Below are 14,744 nucleotides of genomic sequence, written 5' to 3' on the forward strand. Positions count from 1 at the left end.
GCCTAGCGGGCATAGCTGATGAGCTCACCGTTTTCCGGCGCTGGTTTTGATTTTTGGTGGTGTATCGGAAATTTTTTTCTCTTTGGTACGCCATTTAATCTTCACTTCCACTTCCTGTTTATCGCCTTCATCGCTTGCCCGCAGGGAAACTTGCAATAGCTGTTGAGGTGAAAGCACTAGGTCATCGCCACTTTCCTGAAAGGCTAATTCGCCTTCTTTGATGGCATTTGCCAGAGCGACCAAAAGCGCTTGGGTTGACTGACGATCCAGTAGTGAGTCGTGGCTGAACTTAGTTTTTGACTTCATTTAGTTCGCTCCCGCCAGTTTGCCTTTGTGGTTGGGTTTGAACACTTTTGCCTGAGGGTAATCGCAGCTAAGGCCGATAACACCACGTTTTTTATCAATGAGTGTCACACCGACGCCCTGGCCATCTAGCCCTTCATTTTTTCTGGAGTGAGCATCCAGTGTGATATCGGCTTCGATATGGATGAGGCCGTTTTTAAGCGTTACGCGTTGCCCAAAGTGCTGGTTGATATGGCCGTGAACGAGTACTTGAATACCCGCTCGGCGAGCAACGCTGGCACCGTACGGAGTAAGGGGGAGGTCGACTTTGCGATATTTCGTTCTGAAGGTATTGGCGAGTGAGCCATAATAAAAGCTGAATAAATTTTGGCTCAACAGGTTTTTTTTGAAGGCTTGGTTGGCATGTTTTACGCCATGATTAGCGAGTAGTTCGGCCATCTTATCGTCAAGACCAGCATGCAGGAACAGAAATGAGCCTCGCTTCTTTACGAGCTGCATCCGGCGAAAAAACCAGCCAAACTCGCCTGATTGTTTTAGGAACAGTGAGCGGCATTTCATGGCAGCTGCGTAGACTTGCTGGAGTGATAGATCGGCTTTTGCGCAATGTGCCTCGAAACTCTGGGCTTTACTCTCCATCTTGCTAATTTCACGATCAATGCCTTCAGGGGTAAGAAAACCTGCGGCATAGAAAGGGAAGTTCTCGAACCATGCCTCGCTTGGGAACAGGGCTTTACGGCATGCAGCCTCAGAAGGTATCTCTCTGTCCCATTGAGTATCGGCTAAGTACTGGTCGAAGACTTCTTTGAACAGTGGAACCACTTTCTTGCCCATGCGAACAAAGAGATGCTGGCTTCCGGCATCTGTCTCGCGTTTCAGGGATAGTAGCCCCATGAGCAAGCGTAAATCATGGTTGCCGGCAAGCAGGGTGATGCTCGCGTTGAGGCGGTATAAGTGAGCTAAACTGCGTAGCATCGTCAGGTTGCTCGGCCCTTTGTCCAGGCAGTCTCCACCCACCACAATTTCCGCTTTTGTACCGAACTTAGTCAGCTCGTATTCACACGGGTGCGGTCCATCCCGCTCAATCACTCCTGCGGCAATTAATGAGGCTTCAAAAGCCTCGGCATCGGCGTGAGGGTCGGAGATAAATACGACAGGCTGCTTGGGCCAGGCAAAGCAACTTTTTCGTGAGCGCTTTAGAAAGGTGCTCAATGCATCATCATGGTTGACCGAGCTTTGATCATTAGGCCAGGGGACCCAATCTGTCGGAAGGCGCGCCAAGATAGCATCATGATACGGTTGCTTGCTTATCTTTGGCATAAAGTCCAACGCGGTTATCGTCGCCATCTTATTAGTTGCCACCTTTTAATCGATTGGGTCTGCCAAGTGCCGGTGCTTCCAGTTTCCGTACAATCGGTTCCAGCCTTCCGCCTGTTGCTCAAAAACGACAGGGTGCCCGTAAAACATACTTAACCGCTTAATATCGCTGAAGTGTATGACATTTAAATGATAGCTAGCGTGACGTATGGATGCGCCATGGCCAACAACCAGCTGTAGTCGGTTATCCGTTGCGCATCGTAATGGTGTCTTTAAAAGTGCCGTTAAGTGCGCGGCGACTCGTTCGCCTGCCTCGATCAGGGACTCAGCACCCTCGAAAGGCAGCTTGAAGTAGCTGGCTGATTTCCAGCCTTCTGGTAAGGGCGTTAGGCGAGGATCCTGGGCAACAATCCTTTCTATTTCCTTAACACTGAGGTTGGCCAGCGCTCCAACACTGCGTTCACAAAGGGCTGAGAAGCAGCGTGAATATGGGGGATCTGTAAAGAGTGTTGCTAGCTCTTCGCGGTAGATCTCAGCTGTTTGCCAGGCTCTTAACAGTGTCGAGGAGTGTATTTCGCTATTCAGTTGGTAGCCTGACGTAGATAGCCACTCGCCGAATTGCCGAGCTTGCTGTCTAACCTCTGCTGCCCCTTTATCGGTCAGCGGATAAGGCTGTAGGGCGCTAGGTGTGTCCGCCCGTTGTGCGTACTCACCATGCCTGATTAGAGCCAGTGCCACCATCAGAGAATGCCTTTGGCTTGCAGCAGTTCAATGGCACGCTCAAAGTCTATGCTGCCGGTAAGGCGCAGTACCTGAACGCCCCGTAAGTTATCGGCATAGATCTCGGCAGATTGAGTCTGTTCGGGCGGGAAACGGCCATCCGCCTGCTGAAAAAATGCCCCAGGGCTTTTGCGTAAACCCTCAAGTGCCTCTGGCGTTTTATCGCTATCCACACTGCTCAAACGTGTGGGTTCCATTGAGCTTAAGGACCAGTCAAGTAGTACCAGGTTACTTAGCTTTCCGGAAATAGCAGTTTTGTTCTCGCCGTAGGCGTTGGGGATCAACACATCATATTTTTGCTCAAGATCCCACAGCTGACTTTTCGGCATGCGATCCAGCTTAGCGCACTCCTCGCTGGTAAGCAGCGCAACCAAGCGTTCAGAGTTAAGCAGCGTGCCCGGGTTAACGCGCGGGTGTTTGGCGACACCGATAACGTTAACTTGACCTTTTTGTGGCTTAAACAAAATCCGATCGTTAGAGAGAAAGCGCGCTTTTTCACTCTCCAGGGCTTTCAGCATTAACGTCGATTTACCGCCACCTGAACTTGCGGCAATGGCGGTGGTACTGCCCTTAATGTCAAAGGCTGATGCGTGGCCCAATAAGTAGCCGTCACGCTGATGATAATTAAGAAACTGGTTGTTTATAAAATTGACTACTTGAGATCGATGTTGGGTTAAGTCGCCAGTCGCAACCGGGTCGGTTAACGACTGGAATAGCACCATTCCCGTACGTACTTTATGTATCCAGCGTCCTTTTGGTGTATCCACATAGGCTTCTTTTAGGCCAAGAGAACTGCTTTTGTTGCGCTTAACGGGCATCCAATCGATCCCGCTGGTATCAAACTGCCTATCGATCAGGAATATCCGTTGTTCAGCGTGAGGAGGGGATGTATGGGGGGAGGTACTTGCCGTCAAGCTGGCGTAGTACTGCTTAAGATAGTCCAGAATAGCTGGGTTATCAGCCAGCACATGCAGTGTCAGCCCGTGGAACACCAACGGCAGCTCGTAGAGACAAGCAGCCTTAGCCAGCATTATTTGCTTCTCATCAAACAGATGGGTCATTCGGCGGCCTCTGTTTCAAGTTGGCTAAGGACATAATCACATAACTTTTCGCTGGCATCGATGCCACAGCCTTTTAATGCGCCGCTAAATCCGCCAAAGGCCGAAACCTCAAATACCACAGGGCCCTCATCGGTCAATGCAATATCGACGGTGGTAAAGCTTAGTGTGAAGCATGACTGGGCTTTTTGGCCAAGCTCAATCAGCTCCTGGCTTGGCTCGTAGGCTTGATACTTTCCACCGCTGTGTATCGTTGTGTTCCATGCATCGCCACTGGCAACACGGGCATAAGTGCATAAATACTGGCCGCCCAGAAAGACCATGCCTAAATCCTGGCCGCCTAAGTTTACGAATTTCTGTAGATAAAAAAGTCCATGTTTAGACTTAAACTTATTCAACTTTTGTGTGTTGGTCGCGACGCCGTCGGACGCTTTTAACACCACCATGCCTCGGGCTTTGGTCGAGTAGAGTGGTTTTAGGATTGCTGTACCGAACGCCTTGATGGCCTTTAATGCAGCCTCAGTACTTTCTGTAACACGTGTTGATGGCAGAGCAATGCCACCTGCGGCCAATGCGGCAGTGCCCTCAAGACGATTAATCAAACGCATTACCTCGCTTGGGCTACTGAAGCAGCGCACACCATCCGCTTCAAGGCTGTTAAGCATCCGTAAACGATCGTCTGCAGCAGGGGAGTACGTTTCGCTTATTTTTTTGATGATCACCCCATCAAGCTCGTTGAGAACAATGTCTCGATAGCGCAGCTTGCCTGTCTCTAGCTCTAGCACTACTTCAGACATATCGACGATGCAGCGGAAGCCGGTGTGCTTTTCCAAGTGATTTGCAAGAACTTCGGTTGACCACTTGCCAGGTATCCCGATAACTGCAATCCGCTTTTTAGTCATTAAAAATGTCCTCTAGGGGAAACCTGTAGTTCTCAAGTTCTGTAGGGTTCAGAAGTGTGATTGCTTCTAGCAGGTAGCTCGCTCTTAGCGCGAGTCGGTTGGCAAAGCTTTTGTCATATATAAAGCGCGTGGATGTCGCAAAGGAGCGCCCTAACGCAATGGCTAGACGCGCATCAAAGCTTGTATCGTGATTGTCTTTGGCAAATCGGCACGCAAATTGATATAGCTGTCGAATCAATGCCATTAACTCGGCCCGTGGAGAAACATCCATAATGGGCAGCCGGTAAATGGATGCCATGAGTACTGATAAGTCCTGAACATAGTCAGAGTACGAGGCTCGGTGCAGATCGATAAAATAGATACGGTCTTTGAATTCGTCATAAATAATGTTGTCGACGTTGAAGTCACCGTGGATCAGAACTGAGAACGGTGCCCGGATGTGCTGCTCAAGGTTTTCAACGTGATCAATTAATTGGTCAAAGCTTGGCCGAGAAAGTCCACAAATTAGCTGGCCCGTACTAAGCAGGTTGGGGTGAGTGTGGCGGGTTGCTGGCATCCGTTTACGCAACTGCTGCATATACTCGGGCTGAGCAGACTCGTTGGTACGTGACGTCTTCCAGATTTTTCTCAACGTCCGCTGGAGTGTGCGGATAAGTTGCTTGGCTGATTTCCACTGGCCGTTTAACAGCAGTGATTCAAGCGTACGGCCGGGGAGGTGTTCGATCACCATCGAACCCAGCTCATCTCCCTGCTCGACATGATGCGAGAGCACCGTGGGCGCCACCTTGGGGTAGATTCGCTTCCATTGATCTACTCCATAAAGCTCTTCAATTACTTTCTGGCTTTCCCCCTCTTTGTAGACTGCCATCATTTCGCCAGAGGAGGCGTGCTCTGCTTTAAGGGTGGCGATGGTGCTGCCACTGCGGGTAAGCGCCAGCCGCTCAACGGTAAAATCGTCGCTCTGGGCGGTCATCACGTGAGCGGCGTTTTGCAGCTGCTTGTAATTTTGTAAACGTACGGCGGGGCCAAAGTTGGCGGAGAGTAGGGCGTCGGCAAGCTCCGAAAGTAGGCGAATCATGCGATGAAGTTGAAAATCCACCACGGCGTTGTTACGCATGCTTGAAGTGCCAGGCTCGAAAGCAGCGGTTAAACGGGCGGTTATTTTGGGAATTCGGTGACCTACTTTCAGGCCTTGCCGAGTGTTTGCATCATCGACATTAATCATCACCAGCTTCAATGATTTACCTATCGATCGAATTAGCTTGGCGTACTCTTTACGTGACTTGTCTGGGAGCTGTTTCAGAGCATTAATCGCGGTAAATTCCAGACAGGCCTGCCCCAGTTGGTCAAGCAATCTTGCCAAGCGCTCAAGCGACTTGGATTGTTGAAAACCTGCACCGTCGACTTTACGTCGATGCACATCAATCGCGACGGCAAGTTCAACTTTCTCCAGTAGCGTGCTCCGGTAACCCTGGCGATTAATTAAACGTCGTGCAGTAGAGCCACTTGGCTGAGTCACATAAACTTCAACTAACTCGAAGTGATTTTCGACTTCGAATCGTAGAAAATAAAAATGCTCTAGAATTGATGCGTTGATAGACGGCCTCACCGTGAAAAGTGTCAATCAAGGGGGATCACTATAAGTAACTGTGCCATTTTTGATGTTACGTTTTAGTTACAATTCAAAGGGTTGTATGAAAAAAAATCGCTTCATTTGTGCACATGTTAATATGCCGCGAGGACTTTCTCAGGGGCAGGATTTGCGTCTTGCCAGATACCGTAAAACGCCGGAACTAGGGCCAAAAATACTTTTCTTCAGTGGTGGTTCGGCACTCAGGCGCTTCTCTGAGGTACTGACAGACTACACGCATAATTCGATTCATCTTGTGACCCCTTTTGACTCTGGTGGGAGCTCCGCCGAATTGCGTCGAGCTTTTGCGATGCCTGCCGTTGGAGACTTACGAGCTCGGTTACTTTCATTGGCTGACGATTCGGTGACTGGCCATCCTGACGTTGCTGCACTGTTTTCGCATCGCCTAACGGCTAATGAGCTGAAAGAAAGCGCAGAGAAGGCTGTGCTGGAGCAAAGCCTACAAGCACTGGTGAGCGCCAAGCATCCACTGCTTAGGGCGATTGGAGAGCCCATGCGGTCGCTGATTCAGAGTTATATCACTGCGTTTTATAAACACATGCCACAGGATTTTGACCTCGCTGGAGCCAGCGTGGGGAACTTGATCTTGACCGGTGGCTACCTGATTCACAATCGCTCACTGGACCCGATTGCTTTTCTATTTGGCCAGCTCATCAAAACACGCGGCACTGTTCGCACAACAACTGACGCTGACCTTCAGCTAGAGGTGTTGTTAGAGAATGGCCAGAAAATTATCGGGCAGCATTGCTTTACCGGCAAAGAAACAGCAAAAATTGATTCACCCATTAAATCGATAAAACTATCGGGGGAAGCGGACGATATCGATACTTTGGATGCCTCTAAAGTTTGTAAAGAAACTCGCTTACTCATCGATTCTGCTGAGCTGCTGGTTTTTCCACCGGGTAGTCTTTACAGCAGTATTATTGCCAATTTACTTCCCAAAGGCGTGACCAAAGCATTGGCTAAAAATCCAGCGCCGAGGGTGTATGTGCCTAGCTTGGGAACCGATCTTGAAACGTTTGGTATGACGTTGGTTGACCAGATCAGAATGCTCAATCACCACTTGTCATTCAAACCAGTGCCATTCAAGTCTATGTCATTCAAACCTCAAACGAGGTCGCCAGAACGGCCCTTAATAGACTTTCTGCTGTTTGATTCACAGTTGCTGAGTGTTTCAACTGAGCAGATGGAAATCATCAGCAAGCAGATGGGCATTCAAATTATCGATACGGATCTTACAGCCGATAACGCTGATGCTGATATAGACCGTTACGATGACGTTAAGTTGGCAGAAGCCCTACTTGGGCTTACCTAATCCCCCGCTAAACCCAAAACAGTGTTGAACCCGCCAGAGACTTCCCCAGCTTGTCTCGACTCGTAAGGATGCTCAGTGGGTTATCGATCAAGTGCCCAGCCCCGCTATGGGTTATAAAAGCCCCGCTGAGGTCATTCATCAGCGGGGCTTTTTGGCGCACGACTGGCTAACGATTAGCGAGATGCAGCGGGCACTTCATCATTGGTGAGTGTTGGCTCGGGCACTTGCTCCATTCGCTGGCGCTCTTGGTCAAGAATCGCTAATGCCTGCTCCGGGGTAACGCGGGAAGCGGGTGTCACTAGGCTTACCATCACGCCTGCTACCAGTGCTACCAGCACTGCAGGAATGCTTGGGTTACCCCAAAAGGCTGTCCAGTCGCTATTGGCGATAATCGTTAAAGAGGTCACCGACGCGCAAATTAACGTGGCGATCGCGCCCTGCCAGTTGTAGCGGGGCCAGAAGCGACCGAGCATGGCACTCACAAACAGTCCTGAAAGAATTGTCGAGATCATGCGGGTGATGTAGGTGATGACATTATCCGAGGCTAGTGCGAACAGCAGTGCCAGACCAATGGTTGCTACGAGTGCAATACGTGAGAAACGCACGACATTTCGTGCGGAGGGCGTACGGCCCGTTGCCAGCACATACAGATCGCGAATCAGCGTGGAAACACCGGCAATTGCATCGGAGCTTGCACTCGACATGGTAGCGGAGAGGCCTGCTACCAACAGCAGCAAACCCAGCCCAAGCGGCATGATTTCAGTGGCTAAAAAAGGGAAAGCGTAGTTGCTGTTTTCAAGCCCAGGGTTAAGCGCGTGAGTCGCCATGCCGATAATTGCAGGAATGATTGAAAAGCCCAGGTAGAGAATGCCTGTAATTAAGAATGAGCGACGTACCGAGCCCACTGATTTACCTGAATAGATGCGCTGACGAAAAGAGGGCGTTGCCAGTACGCCGATAGCAATAACGGCGGCAAGCGATAGCGCGGGTAGTCCGCCAATCTGACCAATGCCTAGAAAGCTCGTGGCACCCGCATCCATACCCGCCGTAAGCCCTGAGAAGCCGCCAACCTCTACTAGCGCCAGCACTGCCATCAAGATAAAGCCTGCGAACAGTACGACCGCTTGAATAGTGTCAGTCCAGATAACCGCGAAATAACCGCCGACCACGCAGTAAATGCCGAAGCCCAGAGCAACCAGAATACGCGCAGTCGTTAGATCAATACCCGCCATCCAAGAGAGGTAAAGGCCACCGCCAAGAATATGGGCGCCCAGCCAGCCTATACAAGCAATATAGATAAGCAGCGCGACCACATTGCGTACCAGCCGGTTGGCGCCGACGTAATAGGCGAGCTCCTCGCTCATGGTCATAAAACGCAGCTTACGAACGGGGGCAAAACACACGGCGAGTAGCAAAACCCCAATCGCGCCGCCAATGCCATATAAAGCGCCTGCCCAGCCGTTGGCATAACCAAACCCAACGGCACCCATACTTGAACCAGTACCTACCATAGTGGCAACCGTGGTGCCGACGGTAAGAAAGAGCGGTACGCTTCGCCCGCCGAGTAAGAAGTCGTCGCCGCTGCCTCGTTTGTGTCTTGAAACCCACCAGCCAAACACAATCATGGCGACGATGTAGAGCACAAAGGTGGTGAGGAATAGTTGACTGTTCATGTTAACCTCTTGTTGTTGTTTATCCGGCCGTTGCCGCGGCCGGAGGTAGACAATGGAAGCGATTACCGCAGGGCTTTTTATCTTAATCACGCGGTAATCTGGCGCCGTGCCCTTGCCGGGGTGCGGCGCTTTTTTGTGGTAGTTATTTTTAGATGTTTAGGCGCGATCTGCGCGGAAACACTTCACGTCAACCTCAACTTTGCAATCCACCACCAAGTCTTGAACGCTGCAAATGCGTGCCGGTGGATTGTCGCCAAAGACCTCCTTAAACACTTTGTTGAAAGAGCTGAAATAGCGCGCATCGGTGAGCACGGTGGTGACATGTACGACATCTTCAACGCCGTAACCTGCTTCATGCATAATGGCCAGACAGTTGTCGAAGGCGAGACGAGTCTGCTCAACAATGCCGCCTTCAACGACTTCGCCATCGGTCATGGGCGTTTGGCCGGAGACGTATAGCCAGCCACCTGCCTCTACGGCGCGGGCAAAGGGCAGCTTCTGGCCGCCGGTGCCTACGCCGCCTTCGGTGCCGTATCGCGTAATGCTCATGGAGTTTGCTCCTGGTTGGGGTGAAAGGTGGGAGTTGATGGCAAAATGCGCTCTGTTCTGCGCAGCATCCTGCCAGCACGTTGGTCTGAAACTGTGCCCTGGCGATAGGCGATTTTGCCGTTCACTATGACCAGCTCGATGCCTCTAGCGGCCGCAATAGGGGTCTCGTAATTGGCCGTATCTTCAAGAATTTTTAGATCAAAAAGGGTGAGGTCTGCGTAGGCGCCTATGCGGATCACGCCACGATCTGTTAGGCCAAAATTAGCCGCCGAAAGGCTGGTCATTTTGCGCACCGCTTCGGCCAGCGGCATTAGCTTTAAATCGCGGCTGTAGTGAGCCAGTACACGCGGAAATGCTCCCCAAAGGCGCGGGTGAGGATGCGGGTCGTTTGGTAAGCCATCGGAGCCGACCATGGAGAGCGGATGCGCTAACACTTGCTGCATATCCGCTTCACTCATGTTGTGGTAAACCGCCCCCGCCGGCTGTAGTTGCTTGGCAGCGTCTAGCAGTGACACTTCCCACTCGGCGGCGATCTCTTTTAACGGGCGGCGCGCCTGCTCTGGGTGCGGTGTCGACCAGGTAATGGTGATCTCAATCTCATCCGTGACCTGGCCCAGATCGAGAGTGGAGGAGCCTGCGGTGTAGGGGTAGCAGTCGCAGTGAGCATGCTGGTGCTGGGCGGCTGCCTCTAATTTACCCAACGCCTTACCAGCGCCTCCCCAATTACCCGCACCAGCGCATTTAAGATGCGAGATCACCAGAGGCACCTGGCCACTGCGAGCAGTGGCAAATGCTTCGTCCATGGCATCTAGCAGACCTGCAAACTCATCACGAAGATGGGTGGTATAGACGCCGCCTGATTTCCCAACGGCGGCCACCAGAGAAGCCATTTCGGAGGTCGGCGCGTGTATCGCGTTGCGATAGGCAAGCCCCGAACTAAGCCCTAATGCACCTTCATCCAGTGCTTGGCTTAGCAGCGCTTCCATGTTGGCAATTTCTTCAGCACTGGCAGGGCGGGCAAAGCTATCCATCACCTGGCTGCGTAAACTGGTATGCCCCACTAAGGCGGCGACGTTGATACTTGGTGCGGCAGCGTCCACGGCGTTGGCATAGGCGCTGAAGCTTGGATAGCGAAAGTCTTCCAGCTTGCCCAATAAATTCATGGGGTCGGGAACTTCGCTAGCCAGCGTCACGGGGCTGGCGCTGATTCCACAATTACCCACCACCACCGTCGTTACTCCTTGTGTCAGCTTTGGCAGCATTTCGGGAGTACGAATAACATTGGTGTCGTCGTGAGTGTGGACGTCAATAAAACCAGGAGCCAGATAGCGCTCTTGGGCGTCAATAATGGTGGTGGCGGTGGCGTAGGGCATGTCACCGATGGCGCAGATACGTTCGCCTTGAATAGCCACATCGGCACGATAATGGGCTGCGCCGGAGCCATCCAATACGTTGGCGTTACGAATCAGCAGGTCGTAAACCATCTTAATCTCCTAGTGGCTGGCGGTTGTCGCCACCGCGATGGTCATCGAGGCTAAGTTTGAGACGGCGTAATTTGGTTCGTGAACGCTCACGGTGGCGCATGGCAAGTTCAAGTGCTAACACGTCGATGACTGCCAGCATGGCGTAGCGGGAAGCCGAAGGATGATAGATGAAGTCGGTTTCCCGAGAAGTAATCGGTAGCACAATGTCGGCTGTTTCGGCTAAAGGAGAATTCAGAGCGGTGATGGCGATCACTTTTGCGCCGTACTGCTTAGCAATTTGCGCAGACTCCACCATCTCAGGGGTGTAGCCAGTGACTGATAGCACAACGACGACGTCATTCGGATCTAAGGTTGACGCCACCATGCGGGGCAAGAGCGCTTGAGGGTAAGCGCAGATCGCATAGCCCAGTCTCACTAAACGGAACTGAAACTCTTGGCAGAGAATGCTGGAACCGCCTCCTGCGCCAAATACCAATATCTGGCGCGCTTGATCCAGCAGTTCAACCGCGCCTGCCACATCGGCCTGGAAGAGCAGGTCACGATTAAGCGCCAAGGTTTGCGTGGCAATGTCATATACCACGCTTGAACTGTCTTCGGGAGTCGCTTCTTGTATAAAACGACGACCTGCTGCTAGCGCGCGTGTTAAGCGCGTTTTTAAGTCGCGTACATTCGTGCAGCCGATAGCGCGTGCAAATCGAGTGACGCTGGCATCACTTACCCCCGCGCGCTGGGCAATGTCACCGATGCTTGCTTCGGTGACAAACTCGATGTCAGCAAATATCAGCTCGGCGACTTTCTTTTCAGCTTCGCGTAGGGCAGCAAAGTCAGTGGTAATACGTGACAAGATGTCGATTTCTTGGCTCACCGTGGACTCCTAAGGGTTGCCTGATTTAGAAAGTATGTTAGTTTCTAACCTAAAATAAATATCTGTGAAAATATCTAACATTGGGGTTCTGCAATAGGCAATGCAGGCTTTGTTCACGGGGATGGCCTTGAAAACTTTGTACATGCTTACGCAATGCATATAGTGGAAGTAAGGTTTGGGACTGCTGACGGGGAAGTGGCGAAAATCATGGGTCCGTACACCAGCAGGCGAATTTCCCAAAAGACTCATACTAGCGAGAGCTGTGATATCGTCGCTTTTGGCGCTTCCCATCTATGTTTAACCTTTGATACATGAAACTAAAAAAGACCTGAGCTCTCTGCAGTACAAGGCTCAGGTCTTAACGCAGGCTGAATGAACCGCCCTGTTATTGGAACCAGTTCAAAGCCGGGTTAGGTTGTTATCTGCCGCACTGGTGATTCGTGTAGTGCGCTTGCAGAGATATGGCGCCGCCTACGTAAACAGTTTTTCAGCCGTGATTAGCCCAGGAGCAATTAACGCCCACCTCCACCATGAGGTCACCACCATGTCTTTGGATGCTACCGGTACGTGCCGGTAGGTGGCCGCCAGGAAGTGGTGGGCGTCGGTGAGCTCTGCAGTAACGTGCACAGTATCTTGCGCTACTGTCGCGATGTTGGCAGAGCTCGTTGCTGACGGCTTGGCATCATAACGATGATGTTTTGAGAAATTCGCGCAGGCGCGGAGATTGTGGCTGAGTGAAGAAGGTTGCGGGCGCACCCACTTCGCCGATACGTCCATTCTCCATGAACACCACCTTGTCGGAGACATCCCTAGCAAAGCGCATCTCATGAGTGACTAACACCATAGTCATACCATCCTGGGCCAGATCCCGAATAGTTGTCAGTACCTCCCCGACGCGTTCAGGATCAAGCGCAGAGGTTGCCTCGTCGAACAGCATTACTTTGGGTTTCATAGCAATTGCTCGCGCGATTGCTACCCGCTGTTGTTGACCGCCGGAAAGTTGGGACGGGCGATGGTCGCGTCGATCATGCATACCGACCCTGTTGAGCCAGTGATCTGCTAGCTCGATGGCTTCATTTCGCTGCATGCCTCGTACCTTGGTTAATCCGAGGGTGACGTTGTCCAAAGCGCTCATGTGCGGAAATAGATTGAACGATTGAAAGACCATGCCTGTCATTGATCGGTGACGGGCTATTTCGCGCTCACTCAACCGGGTACGTTGGCCGTCGTGTGTTCTATAACCGATCACTTCACCATCAATCAGTACATCACCTTGATGAAAGCTTTCAAGGAGGTTCAAGCAGCGTAGCAACGTCGTCTTTCCAGAGCCACTAGCGCCTATGATCGAGACCACTTCTCCCTCACTGACGGTCAGATCGATACCATTAAGGACTTCGGTGTCACCGAACTTCTTATGCAAAGCATTCACTTCAACGATGAGCGTCATATTATTCTCCTAGCTGGTAGATCAAGCCGATTGCTTACGTAGCGCCCCAACCGTTCTATGGAAAAATTAATCATGAAATAGATTGCTCCGGCCAATAGGTAGAACTGCATGTTGAGAAAGTTGCTACTGATAATCTGTTGTGTTGTTAACAACAACTCGGTTACGCCTATGACAGATATCAGTGTCGATGCCTTGACTATCTCCACCGCGGCAGTAATCCAGGTTGGTAGGGCATAGCGCAGTGCTTGCGGGAAAAGTACATGCTGGAAAATGCCGCTGAACGTTAAGCCGATTGCTTGGCCGGCTTCGATTTGCCCGCGTGGTAGCGATTGCAGCGCACCGCGAAGGATTTCACCAACATGAGAGGCGCAGAACAGTGTTAAAGCCAAGGCTCCAGCTTGAAAAGATGACAAACTCAGGCCAATGACGGACGAGGTATAGTAGGTTCCAAGAATTAGCACTAATACCGGGGTGCCGCGAATGATATCGATATAGGCGCGTGCGGCCCAACGCAGTGATCGAATGCCATAGCTGACAGTCACTCCGATAGCCACACCAAACAGGGTGCCTGCAACGATTGCGAGTATTGAAATAGCGAAAGTGACCATCGTGCCATGCAGTAATGCTATCCGGTTGGCCATGATCTCGGAGATTAAGTAATGCAAATCTATATCCATGTTTAGCTTGTCTCTAGAACTAGCCGTTGTTCCATTGCCCTTAGAATCAGGGTGATGGCGTAGCAGCAGACGATGTAAATTAGTGACGCGGTAAGCCATATCTCAATAACACGAAAGGTTTCCGAGTTGATCTTTCGTGCAAAGAAAGTCAATTCTGGTATTGCGATAGTGGCTGCCAGAGAGGTGTCTTTGAATAGTGAGACAAAGTTATTACCGAAGGCTGGCAGGGCGTTGCGGAACATGATTGGTAGCACGATATGGCGCTTGATGCGTAGCGGAGAGAGGCCGATTGCTTGGCCTGCTTCTACTAGCCCTGGAGGCACGCCCAACAGCCCGCCTCGGAAGACCTCCGCCATATAGGCGCTGGCATAAAGCGAGAGTGCGACGATAAAGCTGGTCACCTTATCTAGTGATATCCCCAGCTGAGGCATGCCAAAGAATATAAACAGCACTATGACTAGGATTGGGAGGTTGCGCAGTATCGAGATCCAGGAGAAGGCGATAGTGCGTACGGTGTGGCTTGGTGAGCGGCTGGCAAATGCCACTATTAGACCAACCAGCGAACCTATGCAGATTGATATTAGCGCTAGCAGCAGGCCTAGACTAATACCCTTGAGCAATAGAGGCCACTGCTCAAAGATTGGTGTGAAATTGAAATAATAGTTCATGGTTACCCATCCATCTATGGCTTGCAATGGCACCTCACCGCATCAGGTGATGAGGCAG

General features: G+C 51.4%; 14 protein-coding genes. 1 reads left to right on the top strand and 13 read right to left on the bottom strand.

Going from position 1 to position 14,744, the window contains the following annotated elements; all coding sequences use genetic code 11:
* Window positions 1-24: 24 nt before the first annotated feature.
* From HVE01_RS07050 to HVE01_RS07075, 6 genes are read right to left on the bottom strand one after another with little or no spacing between them, the layout of a single operon-like run.
* Window positions 25-306, bottom strand: a complete 282-nt coding sequence (locus tag HVE01_RS07050) for an amphi-Trp domain-containing protein (RefSeq protein ID WP_125749407.1) — start codon at window positions 304-306, stop codon at window positions 25-27.
* Window positions 307-1,647, bottom strand: coding sequence for a metallophosphoesterase (locus HVE01_RS07055; RefSeq protein WP_125749404.1), 1,341 nt, complete (start codon window positions 1,645-1,647; stop codon window positions 307-309).
* Between the two features lie 18 nt (window positions 1,648-1,665).
* On the bottom strand, window positions 1,666-2,358 hold the full coding sequence (locus HVE01_RS07060; RefSeq protein ID WP_125749401.1) for a histidine phosphatase family protein: 693 nt from the start codon (window positions 2,356-2,358) through the stop codon (window positions 1,666-1,668).
* Complete coding sequence (locus HVE01_RS07065) at window positions 2,358-3,458, bottom strand: HprK-related kinase B (protein WP_146943219.1); 1,101 nt, start codon at window positions 3,456-3,458, stop codon at window positions 2,358-2,360. Before HVE01_RS07065 ends, HVE01_RS07060 begins: the two co-directional genes overlap by 1 nt.
* A complete protein-coding gene (locus HVE01_RS07070) occupies window positions 3,455-4,357 on the bottom strand; it encodes a GAK system ATP-grasp enzyme (protein WP_146943221.1) in 903 nt (300 codons plus the stop codon). The genes HVE01_RS07065 and HVE01_RS07070 overlap by 4 nt, the downstream gene beginning before the upstream one ends.
* Window positions 4,350-5,876, bottom strand: coding sequence for an aminoglycoside phosphotransferase family protein (locus HVE01_RS07075; protein WP_125749392.1), 1,527 nt, complete (start codon window positions 5,874-5,876; stop codon window positions 4,350-4,352). The genes HVE01_RS07070 and HVE01_RS07075 overlap by 8 nt, the downstream gene beginning before the upstream one ends.
* Before the next feature lie 142 nt (window positions 5,877-6,018).
* Here HVE01_RS07075 and HVE01_RS07080 point away from each other — a divergent pair, with 142 nt between their 5' ends.
* Window positions 6,019-7,323 carry a GAK system CofD-like protein gene (locus HVE01_RS07080; protein ID WP_244973731.1) on the top strand — a complete coding sequence of 435 codons (1,305 nt, stop codon included), beginning with the start codon at window positions 6,019-6,021 and terminating at the stop codon, window positions 7,321-7,323.
* A 173-nt stretch (window positions 7,324-7,496) separates the two neighbouring features.
* On the opposite strand, the gene HVE01_RS07085 is transcribed toward HVE01_RS07080, so the two are convergent.
* The 7 genes from HVE01_RS07085 to HVE01_RS07115 form a co-directional block, all read right to left on the bottom strand.
* Complete coding sequence (locus tag HVE01_RS07085) at window positions 7,497-8,996, bottom strand: sodium:solute symporter family protein (RefSeq protein WP_125749389.1); 1,500 nt, start codon at window positions 8,994-8,996, stop codon at window positions 7,497-7,499.
* A 156-nt stretch (window positions 8,997-9,152) separates the two neighbouring features.
* Window positions 9,153-9,545, bottom strand: a complete 393-nt coding sequence (locus HVE01_RS07090; protein WP_125749386.1) for a RidA family protein — start codon at window positions 9,543-9,545, stop codon at window positions 9,153-9,155.
* Window positions 9,542-11,029 (bottom strand): N-acyl-D-amino-acid deacylase family protein, encoded by a 1,488-nt coding sequence (locus HVE01_RS07095; RefSeq protein WP_146943223.1) that lies wholly within the window; start codon window positions 11,027-11,029, stop codon window positions 9,542-9,544. The genes HVE01_RS07090 and HVE01_RS07095 overlap by 4 nt, the downstream gene beginning before the upstream one ends.
* A 1-nt stretch (window position 11,030) precedes the next feature.
* Window positions 11,031-11,894, bottom strand: a complete 864-nt coding sequence (locus HVE01_RS07100) for a MurR/RpiR family transcriptional regulator (protein WP_125749379.1) — start codon at window positions 11,892-11,894, stop codon at window positions 11,031-11,033.
* 682 nt (window positions 11,895-12,576) lie between these two features.
* Window positions 12,577-13,341: an amino acid ABC transporter ATP-binding protein gene (locus HVE01_RS07105; RefSeq protein ID WP_146943225.1), complete on the bottom strand. Its 765-nt coding sequence runs from the start codon at window positions 13,339-13,341 to the stop codon at window positions 12,577-12,579.
* On the bottom strand, window positions 13,338-14,018 hold the full coding sequence (locus HVE01_RS07110) for an amino acid ABC transporter permease (RefSeq protein ID WP_198350381.1): 681 nt from the start codon (window positions 14,016-14,018) through the stop codon (window positions 13,338-13,340). Before HVE01_RS07110 ends, HVE01_RS07105 begins: the two co-directional genes overlap by 4 nt.
* Before the next feature lie 2 nt (window positions 14,019-14,020).
* Window positions 14,021-14,686 (bottom strand): amino acid ABC transporter permease, encoded by a 666-nt coding sequence (locus HVE01_RS07115; RefSeq protein WP_146943227.1) that lies wholly within the window; start codon window positions 14,684-14,686, stop codon window positions 14,021-14,023.
* Window positions 14,687-14,744: the final 58 nt, after the last annotated feature.

The sequence above is a fragment of the Vreelandella venusta genome (genome assembly GCF_007989605.1).
GTDB lineage: Bacteria > Pseudomonadota > Gammaproteobacteria > Pseudomonadales > Halomonadaceae > Vreelandella > Vreelandella venusta.